The organism is Flavobacterium piscis (assembly GCF_031457575.1).
Taxonomy (GTDB): domain Bacteria; phylum Bacteroidota; class Bacteroidia; order Flavobacteriales; family Flavobacteriaceae; genus Flavobacterium; species Flavobacterium piscis_A.
The window spans coordinates 1-18314 of sequence record NZ_JAVDWQ010000016.1; the positions used below are offsets into that span (position 1 = coordinate 1).

Genomic DNA, 18314 nt, shown 5'->3' on the forward strand with positions numbered 1-18314 from the left:
GGGATGATTTTCATTGGGGATGATTTTCATTGGGGATGATTTTCATTGGGGATGATTTTCATTGGGGATGATTTTCATTGGGGATGATTTTCATTCGAATCCTGTACGGACAGGTCGCGACCTGTCCCTACGTATCCAAAACAACATTCACGATTTGAACACATATCGTGACAAAATAAATATTATTGCTTGAAAAATCAAATCATACGATTTCTTTTTCTGATTTTCATGACACAAAATTTTCTAACAGGACAATAAGAATATAAAAAAACCTTTTCAATTTCATACAACAAAAAAAATGCCCCAAATCAGCCTATCACGAACTGAAAAGAAGCATTTTTTTATACGATATTTCGATTTAATCCTTTGGTTATTAGAAGGTAACAGACCAACTAATATCGTGTTTTCTAATCTTTAATCAAACCACAACTCGTAAAAGCTTACGGGTGCTTTATTTACCAATATCGTGTTTTCTAATCTTTAATCAAACCACAACATAGTGTCTCCCGGTAGTACCGGTAGTACTAATATCGTGTTTTCTAATCTTTAATCAAACCACAACTTGTCACTAAAAGTGAGTGTCACGAACACTAATATCGTGTTTTCTAATCTTTAATCAAACCACAACTTCTCTGCTAATTTTGTTTTAGCTACTCCAATATCGTGTTTTCTAATCTTTAATCAAACCACAACCTAACGACGACACTTGATCGTTCGTTATTAAATATCGTGTTTTCTAATCTTTAATCAAACCACAACCTTGCCCGCAGCAAGCCAGCACTACTTGTAATATCGTGTTTTCTAATCTTTAATCAAACCACAACTGGATAGATGGGGGGGTGTTCCCCCCGTCTAATATCGTGTTTTCTAATCTTTAATCAAACCACAACTTCGGGGTCTTCTTCTTTCACTACTGTCATAATATCGTGTTTTCTAATCTTTAATCAAACCACAACACTTTTTTTGTATTTTTTTTTCTAAGCACGAATATCGTGTTTTCTAATCTTTAATCAAACCACAACTCGAGAGATCTGTATTCTACTTCTTTGTCTAATATCGTGTTTTCTAATCTTTAATCAAACCACAACAGTGACCCTGGGGCGATACAGATTGTCAGAAATATCGTGTTTTCTAATCTTTAATCAAACCACAACACGGCCACCCATCGTTCGAAGATTTTCTTTAATATCGTGTTTTCTAATCTTTAATCAAACCACAACGCAGACACAAGCCCGGATGCGATGAACTTCAATATCGTGTTTTCTAATCTTTAATCAAACCACAACACTAATACTATGTGAATTTTCTGGTTTAATAATATCGTGTTTTCTAATCTTTAATCAAACCACAACACAGCTACCCATCGTTCGAAGATTTTCTTTAATATCGTGTTTTCTAATCTTTAATCAAACCACAACAAAAGTGCGGGTAAACAAACGAGTTGGATAAATATCGTGTTTTCTAATCTTTAATCAAACCACAACTGTCGTAATTTCGTTATTAATTGTTTTGTAAATATCGTGTTTTCTAATCTTTAATCAAACCACAACTTACTTCTTCTTCTATTTTTCTGATCCACAAATATCGTGTTTTCTAATCTTTAATCAAACCACAACGCCCATTGTCTTTTTGTTTGTTTTTCGTTGAATATCGTGTTTTCTAATCTTTAATCAAACCACAACGTGTCCCACCACGCCAATGTGTCAGTTATCAATATCGTGTTTTCTAATCTTTAATCAAACCACAACTCCCCGCTGTACCCTACCTCGTACCTTCTAAATATCGTGTTTTCTAATCTTTAATCAAACCACAACTCCTGCTGTGCCCATGCCTCCTGTGCTGTTAATATCGTGTTTTCTAATCTTTAATCAAACCACAACAACTCTTCCATTTTTTTAATTGACCCATTAAATATCGTGTTTTCTAATCTTTAATCAAACCACAACGGCGTTAGACTAACTATTCCTATTACATAAAATATCGTGTTTTCTAATCTTTAATCAAACCACAACACCTGTAGAGCGATCAATTGGATGCCTACAAATATCGTGTTTTCTAATCTTTAATCAAACCACAACTTGGACCAGCAATACTTAGATCACTTAAGTAATATCGTGTTTTCTAATCTTTAATCAAACCACAACACCAAATCTGCTTTCGTTTTCATCATACCAAATATCGTGTTTTCTAATCTTTAATCAAACCACAACGTACTTAGTGGTACCTTCGTAGGGTTTATCAATATCGTGTTTTCTAATCTTTAATCAAACCACAACGTATGCAGTTAAAGCTTCCTGGCTCGGATCAATATCGTGTTTTCTAATCTTTAATCAAACCACAACATGCTGACGCGCTTCGGGTTTTTGCTTTTTAATATCGTGTTTTCTAATCTTTAATCAAACCACAACTGGATCCGTCATAATTATGAGTTCCATCGTAATATCGTGTTTTCTAATCTTTAATCAAACCACAACTATGAACCTTTAGGTTATTATATTGAAATAAATATCGTGTTTTCTAATCTTTAATCAAACCACAACACAACAAAACTCTATAGAATTTGGCTCTTTAATATCGTGTTTTCTAATCTTTAATCAAACCACAACAAATGAATAAAAGCTTATGCACAAATAATTAATATCGTGTTTTCTAATCTTTAATCAAACCACAACGTAAAATGGAAAACGAAAAAACTACTATACAATATCGTGTTTTCTAATCTTTAATCAAACCACAACACCTGTAGAGCGATTAACTGGATGCCTACTAATATCGTGTTTTCTAATCTTTAATCAAACCACAACGATACGCGACCAAACAAGTACTGACTCATTAATATCGTGTTTTCTAATCTTTAATCAAACCACAACCTCTAGCAAATACCGTTATACCTCCATTAGAATATCGTGTTTTCTAATCTTTAATCAAACCACAACGTTTTGATTTGGCCGTTCCTGTTTGAAGAAAATATCGTGTTTTCTAATCTTTAATCAAACCACAACCTAAGAGGACCGGCCTTCTTCTCGATTGCAATATCGTGTTTTCTAATCTTTAATCAAACCACAACTTACTTCTTCTTCTATTTTTCTGATCCACAAATATCGTGTTTTCTAATCTTTAATCAAACCACAACGAGGTATGGCAATGGGCATAAAAAACTCATAATATCGTGTTTTCTAATCTTTAATCAAACCACAACGACTTTAACATAGGCGCGACAAACGCCTTTAATATCGTGTTTTCTAATCTTTAATCAAACCACAACGTAAGCAGTCAAAGCTTCCTGGCTCGGATCAATATCGTGTTTTCTAATCTTTAATCAAACCACAACAGACATGGCCGAAGCGTGGCTCAAAAGATTAATATCGTGTTTTCTAATCTTTAATCAAACCACAACGCATGGCCATTTTTTGGAGATTTTTCGTTAAATATCGTGTTTTCTAATCTTTAATCAAACCACAACTTATCTAGTTTTTTCATTTCTTCATTACTAAATATCGTGTTTTCTAATCTTTAATCAAACCACAACGTAGCGATAGAGATGAACATGGAATAAAAAAATATCGTGTTTTCTAATCTTTAATCAAACCACAACCTTCCGATCTCTAATTTGTTCATTTGTAAGAATATCGTGTTTTCTAATCTTTAATCAAACCACAACTATTGTTATTTCGTTATTGATTGTTTTGTAAATATCGTGTTTTCTAATCTTTAATCAAACCACAACTAGTTGCTTGTTTTTTTTTCTTGCATTCATAATATCGTGTTTTCTAATCTTTAATCAAACCACAACCTCATTGTATCTATGTTTGACAGCGCGAATAATATCGTGTTTTCTAATCTTTAATCAAACCACAACATACCTACATTGTAGTCTGCCGGTGCTTGTAATATCGTGTTTTCTAATCTTTAATCAAACCACAACACCACTTGGTAGTATCTCCATTTTTTTATTAATATCGTGTTTTCTAATCTTTAATCAAACCACAACGGAAAAGCCGTTGTCAGAAAATCGGAAGATTTTCCGTTGTGGTTTGAGATGTTTAAGATTATGTTTTATGTCAATGAACGTTTTAAAATTTTTATTCTTTTTCAATTTTACCACTAGCTGAAACTTTTACTTTTATAGGATTATAATTTATCCAATTTCCAATACTTTGAATATGAATTTCTTCACTGACATTATTTACAGTGGATGCTAGATGGTGTCTAAAAGAATAATTTAGTTTAGAAATTTTTTGAACTCTATAAAGATACTTACTGAGAAATGAATGATTATCGATATTATCTCTAAATAACTCATCATTCAATCCCATTATAAACATATCATTTTCTTGAAAGTTATTAATTATAGATTTAGGCAAAGACTCCCCCTCAATAGGCATCGGTAATCTATAAATTTCACCATCTGTTTTTTTCCTTTCAACTACCTCCCAAAAAGTTGTAATATCTTCTTTAATCTCATTATTCTCATTTGCATATATAATCACATGATGATTATTTCCTGGGTTTACATATTGCTGTATTTTATTGTTTACTCTTTCACTTTTAGAAAGCACTTTCTTTATTCTAACTTTTTTTATTGGAACCGGATTTCTTTCTAAATCTATTAAATTTTTCTTCAATCTTAAATATCTTTTTCCTTCATTTGGCAAGAAAAAGGATTCTTCTTGTAAAATTTCTTCAACTGCTTTTGTAATTGATGTTTTAATTTTATTAATTTCCTTTTGCTTTAAATTCTGTTCTGACTTCTTGACAGTTTTCTTTAAAACTAACTCTTTTTCTTCAATTTCTAAAAAACTATTTAAGATTTCTAATACTTTTGTTTTATTATACTTTTTATTTATGCTCTTAAACTCCTCGTCTTCAAAATCTATTCTATTTAATTTTATCAATATATATTTAAACCTATCGACTATTGTTTTTATAATGATTTTTTGAATAGATTCATCAACAATATCTGTTATATAAGATGCTTGTCCTTTTGTAGGGGCATACTTTAATTTTGAAATTGGTACTCTTTGAATTATTTCTTTATTTAAACATAAGGCATTTTTGCCATAAAAGGTTTTCTCATGCAACTCCCCTCGAACAGCCTGGCCAACACTCAAATACTTCTTTCCGTCCTTAACAATCTTTTTTCTAACTTCTGTAAGTATATTTTTGTTTTGCTTATGAGAAATCAATATTTTTTGAATTGCATTCGTTGCATCAGTATGAAATCCATTCCAAGGCTCTGGAAAATCCAATTGTTCTTTTTCGTATTCATTACCTCTCTTTTTATTTTCGACAGAAGCGTTGTATTTACTCAATTCCTGAAAATATCTTTCTTTCGTTAAAGCAATAACTAAAGCGTCAATTGCGTGATGCCTATGATCTTCCCTATTCTTTTTTGGATCAAACTTAATTTCACCTGTATACTTATCAACCCAAACCGTTCCTTCTACCAAAGTTTGTCTTTCTTCTAATTTTGGAACTTCATTCTTGACATCATAAAAATCTTTAACTTCAGAGATTATATCAAACAAAACCCAATACCTTCCTTTTCCTGCCTTCATTTCAAACTGATGCTGATTGTCCATTTCTGAAACAAAAATACCATCATCGTTTGTAGTTCCTTCAATTATTATTTGATAATCTTTGACGGTTGGTTTTTCGTTGACTGCTCTTTCAAAATCAACTTTTTCAAAATCAACATCAATTAATAGCCAATATTTACCGTCTAATTCAGTCGTTTCACACTGATAAATATAGGACGAGAAGACACCTTCTTTTACTTCGCCAAAAAGCAATAATTGTTTTCCATTCTTTTTAGGTTGGTCATCTTTTTTGGGTGCTTCAAATTTCTTTTTCAAAATGGAGAATTTCGCCCAATAAGTACCATTATCTTTTCCCGAAGCATTTATTAAACCCAAGCCTTCATTTTTAAACTTTTCTTTTTCAACTTTGCCTCTTAATACAATTTCGTCTTCAGATGCTTCTGGTTTATCTCTAAAGACTCTAACAACATCTTTGGGTTCTGATATTTTTAACTTTGCCCAATATTCGCCATTTGTGAGCTCTGGAGTTTCCATCTGAAAATTGACATATTTGACACTGGATTTGAAAATTCCTTTATCAACATTTCCGAATAATGTAGTTTCATTATTTTCTAATTCTGGTTTTGAGTTGTAAATCCTCTGGGAAACCACTGGCTTATTATCTGCATTCAGAACAACATAATGAGGTATATGTTTATTTTCAGCAATGTGCAAATCTGGAATATCAACCGTAAATGTGGGTTGTAAAATATTATTCAATCCCCAAAGTTTTCTCAGCTCAGCTGTTAGCCCTCCTGGCATTACACGAACATCATCACAAACTTGTGAAAGTATTTCATTTGTTTTTTTACTGATGTACCTTGTGTCATTTAATTGCCTTTCAATAAAATCACTCTTTTCAAATTTTGTTTTAGAGGTAAATTTCTTTGCTTTTGGGTAAGGCAGTAATTTAAACACACGATGCTCAATTTCTTCCCATGTTTTAGCACCACCCCACAAATTGAAGTCCTTATTTAATTGATAAAAATCATACGGTGTTCTTTCTCCTTTCAATCCATTAAATTTGGCATCGCAAAGTGTTTTGTTTGCAAAACTGTCATCAAGAGAAATACTTCTTGGAATAATATGCTCGATTTGAATTTTATTTTCTCTTCCTAAAACATCTGAAATATTGATTGTTTTATTAGTATAAGGACAGACAGCTATTGTACCACGTTCTTGCATTTCTTTGTACAACAAGACTTTTTGAACATTTTCACGACTATGTTTCAATCCAAACTCTGTAAGTAATTGTCGGGCTTCATCATTTTTTTTAGTGTTTTCTGCAATTTTATAACCTAATTCTTGTCTTTTGGTTTTATTGTTTTTTAAATCCCTACCAAGCTCAACTCTTATTTGGTCAAACGTTCCGTATGTTCTTAACATCTCATTAACTAGCCTTTTTACTTCATTAACACCTTGCTGAACTATTGGATTTCTTAAATTTTCAATTTCTCCAATCCTATCTCTTTTTTCAACCTTTTCAATTTCTTGGCTATGATGATAAAGATTTTTAAATCTTTTATCATTTTTAATAAAACCATATTTGTTTTCAATCAAATACTCTTTTATTTTTTCAATTGCATCTCCTTCTTTATTGTTTTTATCCTTCAATATTGAAATTATATCTTTTTCTAATTCCTGGTGATCATTTTTATAAATTTCCCATTTATGACCAAAAGCATTCCTTACACCTCCAAGGATTACAGCATCGCTAAACCTTTTACCTTGTTTTAAGTAGGGCAAAATATTTTTTATAGCTTTTAATGATACATTGGAATACCCTTCTTTTAAATTAATTTTAGAAACTTTATCAACATTTTTTTCTTCTAAAGCAAAATCAACACAAAGTTTCTTTATTAGTAAATCATTATCTTCAAAATAGTGAAAGCAATGCCAAATTTTTTCAAATCCATATTCAATAACTTCTTTTTTATTGACAAAATTAACATACTCCTTTCCTAAAACTGATTCTGGAAAAATTGAATTTAAACTTTTAATACTATAATTACCCGGAACCTTTTGATCATCAGAATAATTGAACTTTTCATATTCTAGTTTCAGTTTCTTCTTTATTTCAGAAAAATTAAAATTGCTCTCTTTTGAATTTATTAAATCCAAAACCTGAAGTCGCTGACTCTCTTCCAATCTTTGTTTCTTTCCGTATTCAATATTATTAATGAATTGGTAGGCTCTAAATTCCTCATATAATGGATGTGATAAATGGCAAGGTGTTTTCCCTTTTTGTAAATATTTACCATTGTCGTCTTTCAAGTCTGGTTCAAAACGACATTTTGACAACAAGCTTTTTTGCGATTTTAAAGGACGTTGCCAAAACAAAACACTATCTTGACTTTTAAATTTTAAATTTCCGTCCTCATCCTTTTCAATAATACCCGCTAAAAACTCTTTAAGAGAAATTTCAGAAGCTACTTTTATTAGATATTTTTTACTTGAAATATTTTCTGTATTATTCTCTAATAAATTAATGGTAACATTCTCAATTCCCTTTGACTTTGTAAGATATTCTAGCTTTCTTTTATTTCTATTATTTTTTTCAATATCACCATTAAGAAATATATTTTTATTCTTGAATACATTTTTCTTATCCAGCCCTAAATGGCTTTCTTGTCTATTCCAAATGGCTTCAAATTCTGCAACATACATATTTCTTAAGGTATAACGTGCTCTAACTCTTAACTCGTTTCCTTCTTCATCAGTAATTAATTTATAAGGCTCCCCTTCTTTAGGAAGAATCTCAAATAGATATTTGCCAAGTGTTGAATTTTCAAGTTCTTTCTGAGTTTGCGAAATTCCTATAATATTTTCTTTTCCTTTATAGATTGCACCATCATCTTTTCCCTTACGATTACTTAAAAAACCTCTTCGTTGAATTAAATGGTACAAAACTCTTCCAAACTCAAAAAGAGTCAAATCTTTTTGTAATGCTTTATCTCTTAATTCATAAGGATTTTGCTTTAACCATAAATGGTAAGGATGATTTTGAGGCAAATAAATTTCGGGAGCCATTCTACCCTCTTTTTTCTTTTGTTTGTCCCATTTACTCCAAACATCAAGTTCTTCATTTGTCAATGGACACATATCAAAATATAATAAAGTCCTTAGTAGCTTTATTTTTCTTAATCTCTTTCTGTAAAATTGCTTTCTTAGTTGCCTGCTATTTCTTCTTTTTGCATTCTTACTTTCTTCTCTATCTCCTTGACCAATTGTTTTTGCAACTACACCTTCAGGAAATATCCTAACTCCCGAATCAACAATTTCTTTTTTTTCATCATCCACAATCGCCCATCCAATAGAGTTTGTACCTAAATCTAATCCTAAAATCTTTGCCATAATATTTAAAATTTAATGCGCACGAAATCTACCACAAAAAAAATTAATTCAATTATGGTTTTCCTTATTCAAAACAATTTATTTTTTCTATATATTTGTGACTGATTAAAATTTCTAATCTTTAATCTTATCACAATAAGGCTATATGCCGTAGGTGAAGACCTTTAGTCCTGCTTCGGTGGGACTTTTTTATTTAGAGAAATCCAGTCTTGTATTTTTTCTGCTACAATTCCCTAATCCTGATTAATAAAATATAATGGTTGCAGATCATTTGCAATTGCTACCAAAACATTATAAATATATTGAGAGACCAAAGCGCCTCCCTGGATATTTATTAAATCAATATCATCTTCGGGTGTATGATATTGCGGGTGGCCTCCTGTATGGAATCCCACAGCCGATATAGACGCCTTATAAAATGAAACATGATCAGATCCTCCAACCTCACCGGCGTGAATAACAGGATTAAGGGCACTTGTTTCACCTAATTTCTTCATCAATTCTACTCCATTTGGAAAAGTTCCTGCGCCTCCCATATAAATCTGCTTCTCCTCATTTAGTCTTCCCACCATATCCATATTCAACATTACTTTTACAGCGTCTTTTTCAACCGGCAAATTTGAAACAAAATATTTAGAGCCTAACAGCCCTTCCTCTTCTCCACTAAAAGAAATAAAAATGATACTTCTTTTGGGTTTCACAGCAGCTTTTGATAATTCCTGCAGTATACACAGCAAGGCCGAAACTCCGGAGGCATTGTCATCTGCTCCGTTATGAATTGCCATTGCTTCCTTTTTTTTACTGCCTGAACCTTCTCCTCCCCACCCCCAATGATCATAATGGGCTCCTATTACTATAAACTCATTTTTAAGTTTTTCATCTGATCCTTCCAGATATCCCACAACATTTTGTGTTGTAACACTATCCGACTTCACTTTATTTATTCCTGCTTTTACAAATAGCTTAAAAGATTGATAATAGTTTCTGTTGAATTCCTTCAGACCATATTTTTTAAAATGCTTTTTAATGTAAGATGCTGCCTCATTATTGCCTTTTGTACCGGGAAAACGTCCTTCCAACTTATCAGAAGAAAGATATTTATCGTGTTTGTAAAATGTTTTGGCATTAATTCCATTCTGAGCATGAATAGTGATAGTAAAAAATACCGCACTAACGAAAAAGACTTTAAATTTTAAGTTTTGAAAAGATTTCATATCTAAATAGGAGTATATATTGAACACAACAATTGCAAAGCTTACGTTTTCTGTTTTAAACTTATAGAAAATTTGGTTCGATTGTTATTCTACTGAATGTAAGAGATATTTTTTTATTTCAGTTCAAAAATTTTATCCATCAATATCCATTTCTCTCCCGGTTTTGCTCCCGGTAAGGCTTTTTGAAATTTCCACATCAACGTTTCCCATTCCTGAACTTTTGGATTTTGCTCATCTAATTTTGACTTCTTTTCAAAAGAAAAATCAGAATCTGCTTCTATAATCATAAACAAACGGTCTCCAACATTATAGATTTCAAGATTAATAATTCCTGCCTCTTTAATGCTTTGTGTTATTTCAGGCCAAACGTTCTCATGAAACCTTATATATTCATCAATTAAATTAGGGTCGTCTTTTAAATCTAAAGTAAGACAGTGTTTCTGCATCATTTTATTTTCTGTTTAAATGTTTTACATTAATAAGTTGGACAAACAAGGTTGGAATTATTTCAAAACTAACTTATTTCACCACTTCAAAAGCTGTATGCTTAATATATTTTCTGTTAAAAGTGTACAAAATATGAATTTTACCATCAGTGGTTTGAATAATTGCGGGATAACTGAATTCTCCTTCTGCCTGATTTTCGAGATCAAATAGCTTTTGCCATTTTACTCCATCTTTTGAATATTCTACATCTAATACATTTCGGCCATTAAACCAATCTTTTCCTTGTTTCAACGGGTTATTTACCAATAAGAACGATCCTTTGGCTAAAGTAACAGCATCAATTCCTGAATTAGAATTTACAACATGGATACTATCCGTTTTTTTCCAGGTATCTCCATTGTCTTCAGACCAGCTTGAAATTATTTTATTGTGTTTGCTTCTGGACAGCATCTGAATCTCATTTGGGGAATGAACAAGAAACGCAGGCTGGATAATATCAAATTCTTTTTTATCATCAATAGTAATCTTTTCCCATGTATCAGTGGTCTCAGTATACTTTTCTACGTGAACCCTCCATTTATTGTCATCAACACTTTCTGTACTGCTTCCGCATAAAATAACGCCTGGTGCTGTTTCTATAGGCTTGTTTTTGATTGGGCCAAGAATACCATCCGGAAGGTATTTGGGCTTGCTCCATGTATTTCCGTTATCTTTTGAAATAATCATGGCACCAAACCATTCCCTTGGGTTTTTGCCGACTTTATAGAATAAATATAAATTTTCGCTTTTGCCCTTAAAAAGCACCGGATTCCAGCAAGGCAAAGTATCCTTTTGTAATATTAAAGGCGTAACAAGATTTAAAGGTACTGACCATTTTTTTTCTTTATAAACAGAATAATAAATCCCTACATCTTTTGCCCCTTCATGTTTGCCGCCAAACCATGCCGCCATCAGTTGGCCTGGTTTCAGCTCGACTAATGTTGCTGCATGACTGTTATCTGTTATTGGCGGATCTGATATGAAAGTAGCCGTGATATTAACAGCCTTTGGGGCCTTCTTTAACGAAGTACAAGAAATGGCAGCTAAAACTAATAGCAGTATCGGATATTTCAATTTTAAAATCATTGTGTATTGTAAATGTTAATTATAAAAACCTGTTTATTATATCTTAATTGATATAAAAATAAATCTTAATTGATATAAAAAACAGATTCCAAAATATCTGTTTTGAGTAAAATATCTTTATTCATTTAGAAATCAATGCCATCCTGAGTCCATTGGGCTTCATTCAGGATAAACTTAGTTGAAAATTTTTGACTTGGAAAGGGCTTTGACTACGTTTGTCCTGAGTTTTTGTCGAAGGGCTCAGCCTGACATCAATTTTGTATTACAATCAATCTGGTTATAAATACAAAATCTGAACAATATGAAAACTCAACACTGTGCTCAGATTTTGCATTCAATGATAATCATTAAAGATTATTTTTTACTTAAGCCCAGCTTGTGCCCGGCAATGGCATAATATAAAATTACGAGATAACAAGGCAGTAAAATCCAATATCCTTTTGTTGATGCGGTTGCAGTCGCTAAGGCTTCATTCATTCCCTGGGCGATATAATCTGCTTTATTTGAATCGACCAGTTCACCATATAAAGGAGGTATTATTGCTCCTCCGGAAATAGCCATAATCAATAATGCCGAAGCTGTTTTTGTAAATTTACCCAGGCCTTTTAAAGTTAAAGGCCATACAGCCGGCCAAACCAAAGCATTGGCCATACCCAATGCTGCCACAAACAGAACAGAGGCAAATCCCGAAGAAAATACAATACAAAAGGACAATAAGATTCCTAAAACAGCACTGGCTTTTAAAGCCAAAGCCTGAGTAATATATTTTGGAATTAAAAAAACACCAAGTCCATAAGTAGCCACCATAGCCATTAATGTAAATGTGGTAAAAAATTTGGCATCAGCTGCAGGAAAACCTAATGAGATTCCGTATGCTATAATCGTATCTCCGGCTATAACCTCAACACCAACGTACATAAAAAGTGTTACTACGCCTAACCATAAATGTGGAAATTGAAAAATACTTGTCTTGGTTGTCTCCCCTTCTTTTGGTGCTTCAATTGGTTCTGCTTCAACATCAGGTAAAGGTGCTTTTCGTATTAATATTCCCAGTACAAATAAAACAATTGCCATTATGATATAGGGCGTTACTACGCTATCTGCCATCGTGTTTAATAATTGTGCTTTTTCTGCAGCACCTGCAACACTTAATTTTTGTTGAATTTCATCTATTCCTGATAATAAAATGGCGCCAAAAATAAGAGAACCCAATGCTCCTGCTATTTTATTAGAAATTCCCATAATGGCAATTCGTTTCGCTGCACTATCAATAGGCCCGAGAATAGTAATATAGGGGTTTGATGCTGTTTGCAGTAAAGTCATTCCTGCTCCCTGGATAAATATTCCGGTCAAAAACATCCAATACGTTCTTGCCCCGGCTGCCGGTATAAAAACCAAAGCTCCCAATCCCATTATAAATAAGCCTAAAGACATTCCTTTTCTGTATCCAATTTTTGACAAGATATAAGATGCTGGCAATGCCATAACTACAAATGAAATATAAGACGCTGATGCCACTAAAAGTGATTGTGCAGAGGTGAGTTCATTTATGGTTTTCATAAACGGAATTAAAGCACCGTTTATCCAGGTTACAAATCCAAAAATAAAAAATAGGCCTGCTATAATTATGATGGGAATTAATGTGTTTTTATTAGGAGATAATGTATCGTTATTAGCCATAATTATTCTTTTGTATTCGGTTATCATACCCTATTATTTCAATCATAATAAAGGATTAAAAACTCAGACAACCATTCTTGTTAAATTTCTTCTTTACTGTTTTGTCCGGCTATTTTACAAATAGTCGTATAAAACAAAAGGAGAGTTACCTCTCCTTTTATCTTTAAAGTAACGAACCTCTTTATCTTTACTTTTATTCTTTTGTATCCCACCAAAGTCTGGTTCCTCCAGAGTCAGGGCCTCCAAGTTTTGAAATCGCATCTGTAACAGCATCTCTGTTCGCTGAATATTCATTGGTAACAAAGATTACACGTTTCATCAGGCTTTTTCCAACTCCGGCTTCCACATTGTCAGTATTAAGTATCGGGTAAATAACTTTGGCATCACTTCTGCGTAAATCTGCCCATGCTTCCCAGGATTCAGGGAATATTGCTAAATATTTCTGAACGGCAATTTGCGTACGTTGGTTTGCTTCAGAAGCATCCCATGCCACAGGAAGGGTTACGGGAACTGTCTGTAAACCTAAAGTTGGGTAAGCAGTTGCAATATTTGGTACAGATGGTGTAGATGTTCCTGCGATATAATCTGCAATAACAGAAGCATCAGTTATCCCCCATTGTCTTAATGATAATGTAATACCCTGCTCGTACAAGTTTTTAGCTGTACCACCCATACTCCATCCATTCAAAGCACCTTCAGCTCTGCTTAAATAATTTTCAGAAGCCATGAAGACTTCGATGTTTTTAGTCTCGCTAATATTTCCATTAGGGCCATTCCCTAATATTAAATCATTAAACATAGAGAATTTAGTAGTTCCAAACTGACCTTGCAAACCTCCAACCGGGCGGCCTTGATAAACACCTGTATCAATAGGTGCGAACCATTTTGCCAATCTGGGATCATCATACCCTACAAGAAGACTTTCCATAGAAGCTGTCATGTAATACCCCCATGAATTTACAATCATATTCAGGTTGTTTGGTGTAATATTACTCACTTTAAAAGTTGCACTTTGCTCATTAGTTTCTATAACACCAGCGGCAACTGCAGCCTCTGCCTGAGTTTTTGCTTTTGCAGGTTCTATATCAGAAATTCTTAATGCTAAACGTAATCTAAGACTGTTTCCAAATCTTCTCCAGCTTTGTACATCACCTGAATATACTCTGTCATTAGGCTGAAGTGTACCTACTGTCGTTGCAGTAGTAGAAGTAAGAGTAGCATTTGCTTCGTCTAACAATTTAAAAAAGTCTTCATAGATAGATTCTACACTGTCATAAGGCACTTTTTCTTTATTATTTCCAGCTTCTGTATAAGGAATTGGACCATAAGCATCTGTCATTTGATTGTACATGAATACTTTCCAGATTTTTAATACTGCAAGAGCATCAGCATTTCCTTCAGATGCTTTAATCGCATTGTTTAAAGCCGGTACAGCAACTGTGTAAAATCTCAACCAGCCACGTCCTTCATAACCATTTACAAAAGCATTTCTTTCTGTACCATAACCACAACTTAGATAATGTGTAAACGTTGATGGCAATATCCCTGTTGCAATACCCCAGGTTCCCTGATCATCAACTCCGGGAGAAGAATAAGAACCATGGTGTATTCCGGCATATAATGCTGAGGCAAATGAAGGACCCGCAAGAGTCTGATCTAACTGATCTTCGGTTAACGTGTTTTTATTGGTGTTTATATCATCAAAATCTTGCGTACAGCTTGAAAAAACAGCGAGCATCGACATGACAACTCCTATTGTTTTAATTTTATGTTTATTTTTCATATTATTACTTTTTTAAATTAAAATCCAAACCTAACATTTACACCATATTCTCTTGTCGAAGGAATATTGAAAGACTCAATACCTTGTAAGTTTCCTGTACCTGCCCCTACTTCCGGATCAAAGTATTTTGCTTCGTTTAAGAAGAAGAATAAATTTCTTCCCACTAATGAAAAGTCCATACTTGCAAAACCAGAATTTTGAAGGAAACGTTTTGGTAAAGAATATCCAAAAACAAGTTCTCTTAATCTGATGTTTGTAGCATCATAAATAAAAGGTTCTGCTACCGGGGTTCTTTGTCCAATTGCTGTCCAGTACTGTTCTGCTGTAATACTTGTAGTGTTTGGAACAAAAGTTCCTCCGCTGGCAACAACACCATCAACAACAATACCGCCTTCTCTTCCTGCCAAAGTTATATCATTTACACCTAAACCAGCTTGTCTTGCTTGTGTATAAGAGATAACTTCTCCTCCAATTCTAAAATCAACAAGGAAACTTAGTGAAAAATCTTTATAGGTGAAATTATTTTTAAATCCTGCAGTCCAATCCGGGTTAAAATTACCTGCACGAACACTAAAATCATCAGTTGCTAACGGTATACCGGCAGCGTTTACAATAATTTGACCATCAGGCGATCTTTGAAATCCTTTGATGTATAAATCTCCGTATTCTCCTCCTTTAATAACTTTACTTCTAACCAATCTTCCTTCTCCAATAACCAATTCATCCCTGTTATCATAAATAGAAGTAATTTCAGATTTATAAGTAGCATAATTTGCCATAATATCCCATGAGAAATTTTCTGTCTGAACAGGAGTTGCAGTAAGCGTAAGCTCGATACCTTTATTTTCGATATCACCTCCGTTTAATACCGCTCTTGACTTAGAAGAAGATTCAGGCGTATTTATGTAGAAAATCTGATCTGATGTTTTTGTTTGGAAATAAGTAAAATCTAATCCTAAACGATTTTTCAAAAATCTAATATCTGCTCCAAATTCTGTAGAACTGGACATTTCCGGTTTAAGGTTAGGATTTGCAGCTGTAGTTTGAGAATATAACATACCACCATTACCACCAATATAAGATAATTGAGAACTAGTCTGGTAAGGATCTGTATCATTACCCACTTTTGCATAAGATCCTCTTACTTTAGCAAAGCTAATAACTTCCGGCAAAGTAACCATATCTGAGATTACAGCTGAAAGACCTGCTGAAGGATAAAAGAATGATCTGTTGTGTGCTGGTAAAGCTGATGACCAGTCATTTCTTGCTGTTACATCCAGGAATAAATAATTTTTGAATCCAATTTGAGAAAATCCGTAAACAGAATTAACTTGCTTTTCTGACATTGTTGATGTAGACTGAACTGTTGCTACATTTATTAAAGAAAAATAGTTTCTTTTACTTAAAACTCCTCCCGATGTTAATCCGGAACTTGATTGTTTCAACATGTTGGCACCAGCATTAAGACCAATTGTAAAATCACCAAATTTCTCTTTATAAGAAAGTAATGCATCGGTATTAAATTCACTTACTGTTTCATAAGACTCACTATATGAACCTAAATTATTATTAAATGCTCTGGTTGCATACCTGTTTCTAACAGCTTTATTTGTCATTTGATCTAAACCAGTTCTTACCTGTACACTTACTGTATTTGTAATATCATATTTAAGAGAGGCAAGACCAATAAATCTGTTTCTTCTGTCATCTCTTGAATCATCACGTAATGCAGACCAGTATGGGTTTCCTCCCGGAGAACCTGTTTCGTCTATAAAATAATTTTGTTGCAACTGCCCTGCAGCATCTGTATATTCAAAATCTCTGTATTCATTAAATTTGATACTACGAGGCAATAAGTAAGCTGAAGTACCAATAGACTCTTCACCAGTTCTTAATAAATTATTTATGTTCTGAACGATGTAGTTTGTTTTTACATCCAAAGAAAACTTATCAGATAATTTACTGGTCAATCTTAAGTTAAGATTATGTCTGTCTAAAGAGTTCCCCTGAACAATACCATCTGCACGAGTGTTTGTGTAAGAGAAATACCCTTGTGCTTTTTCATTTCCTGTCGTAACAGATAAGGTATTTGCTAAGTTATACCCTGTTTTATAAAAGTCAATAACATTATTGGGCTGCGGTGTATAGCTTGTAGTCGCAGGACCTGCATAATTAGGATTACGAGCCAGCTGCCAGGCTGAAACCTGACTTCCGTCTAATCTTCCTCCCCAGCTTGACACTGAAATAGGATTGTAAACTCCCTGGTCTCCCTGACCGTATTCGTTCTGGAAATTTGTCAAATTATAAGCTGTAGAAGCCATAAAATTAGACGACAACGAAACCGAAGTCTTACCTGCTTTTCCAGATTTAGTAGTAATAATAATAACACCATTACTCGCTCTGTTTCCGTAAAGTGCTGCTGCAGATGGCCCTTTAAGAACAGTCATCGAAGCAATATCTTCAGGGTTAATGTTTGAGATACCATCAGGCTGTGTAGTTCCTCCTGTATCTATATCAGGATTACCTGTTGAGGTTCCGTTACTGATTGGCACACCGTCAACTACATATAGAGGCTGGTTATTACCATTAAGAGATCTGTTTCCCCTTAATGTAATTCTGGAAGAACTTCCCACACCATTTGAAGTTGTAGAGTAATTAAGACCCGCAACTTTACCTGAAAGTGAGTTAGCAACGTTCAGAGACCTTGCCTGTGAAACCTCTGCTACATCAATGTTTTGAGCAGAATAGGTAACTGCTTTTTTCTCTCTTTTAATACCAAGGGCTGTAACTACAACTTCGCCTAACAGGTGTGTGTCTGCACCTAAAGTTACATCAATAGTAGTTTGTCCTGAAACGGCCACTTCTTTAGAAGCAGACCCAACATAAGAGAAAATTAAAACTGCTGATTGATTAGGAACCGTAATACTGTATTTACCATCAAAATCTGATGATGCGCTAGTTTTTGTTCCTTTAACGATAATATTGGCTCCCGGAATCGGAATTCCACTTGAAGCATCTGTTATCATTCCTTTTATTACTGTTGTTTGTGCCTGAAGGTTTTGAAATCCGAACAAGCAAACCACCAACAATAATTTTAGTACGTCTTTAGTCATATAGGTTGTTTTTTGAGTT

The 18314-nt window shown here is 33.5% G+C and carries 7 protein-coding genes and 1 CRISPR repeat array; all 7 genes read right to left on the reverse strand.

The annotated features are described in order from the left end of the window. Positions 1-394: 394 nt before the first annotated feature. Positions 395-3991: a CRISPR direct-repeat array (repeat unit 36 nt; unit sequence AATATCGTGTTTTCTAATCTTTAATCAAACCACAAC). Between the two features lie 91 nt (positions 3992-4082). Further along, complete coding sequence (cas9, locus tag J2W48_RS18435; protein ID WP_310283203.1) at positions 4083-8933, reverse strand: type II CRISPR RNA-guided endonuclease Cas9; 4851 nt, start codon at positions 8931-8933, stop codon at positions 4083-4085. Positions 8934-9166: 233 nt separating this feature from the next. After that, on the reverse strand, positions 9167-10147 hold the full coding sequence (locus J2W48_RS18440; protein WP_310283205.1) for a M20/M25/M40 family metallo-hydrolase: 981 nt from the start codon (positions 10145-10147) through the stop codon (positions 9167-9169). Between the two features lie 113 nt (positions 10148-10260). Next, positions 10261-10593, reverse strand: coding sequence for an L-rhamnose mutarotase (locus J2W48_RS18445; protein WP_310283345.1), 333 nt, complete (start codon positions 10591-10593; stop codon positions 10261-10263). 73 nt (positions 10594-10666) lie between these two features. Further along, positions 10667-11707, reverse strand: coding sequence for a sialidase family protein (locus tag J2W48_RS18450; RefSeq protein ID WP_310283206.1), 1041 nt, complete (start codon positions 11705-11707; stop codon positions 10667-10669). Between the two features lie 366 nt (positions 11708-12073). After that, entirely contained in the window at positions 12074-13399 is a 1326-nt protein-coding gene (locus J2W48_RS18455) for a sugar MFS transporter (RefSeq protein WP_310283207.1), read from the reverse strand. Positions 13400-13592: 193 nt separating this feature from the next. Next, entirely contained in the window at positions 13593-15182 is a 1590-nt protein-coding gene (locus tag J2W48_RS18460) for a SusD/RagB family nutrient-binding outer membrane lipoprotein (RefSeq protein ID WP_310283209.1), read from the reverse strand. 17 nt (positions 15183-15199) lie between these two features. Continuing rightward, entirely contained in the window at positions 15200-18295 is a 3096-nt protein-coding gene (locus J2W48_RS18465) for a SusC/RagA family TonB-linked outer membrane protein (protein ID WP_310283210.1), read from the reverse strand. Positions 18296-18314: the final 19 nt, after the last annotated feature.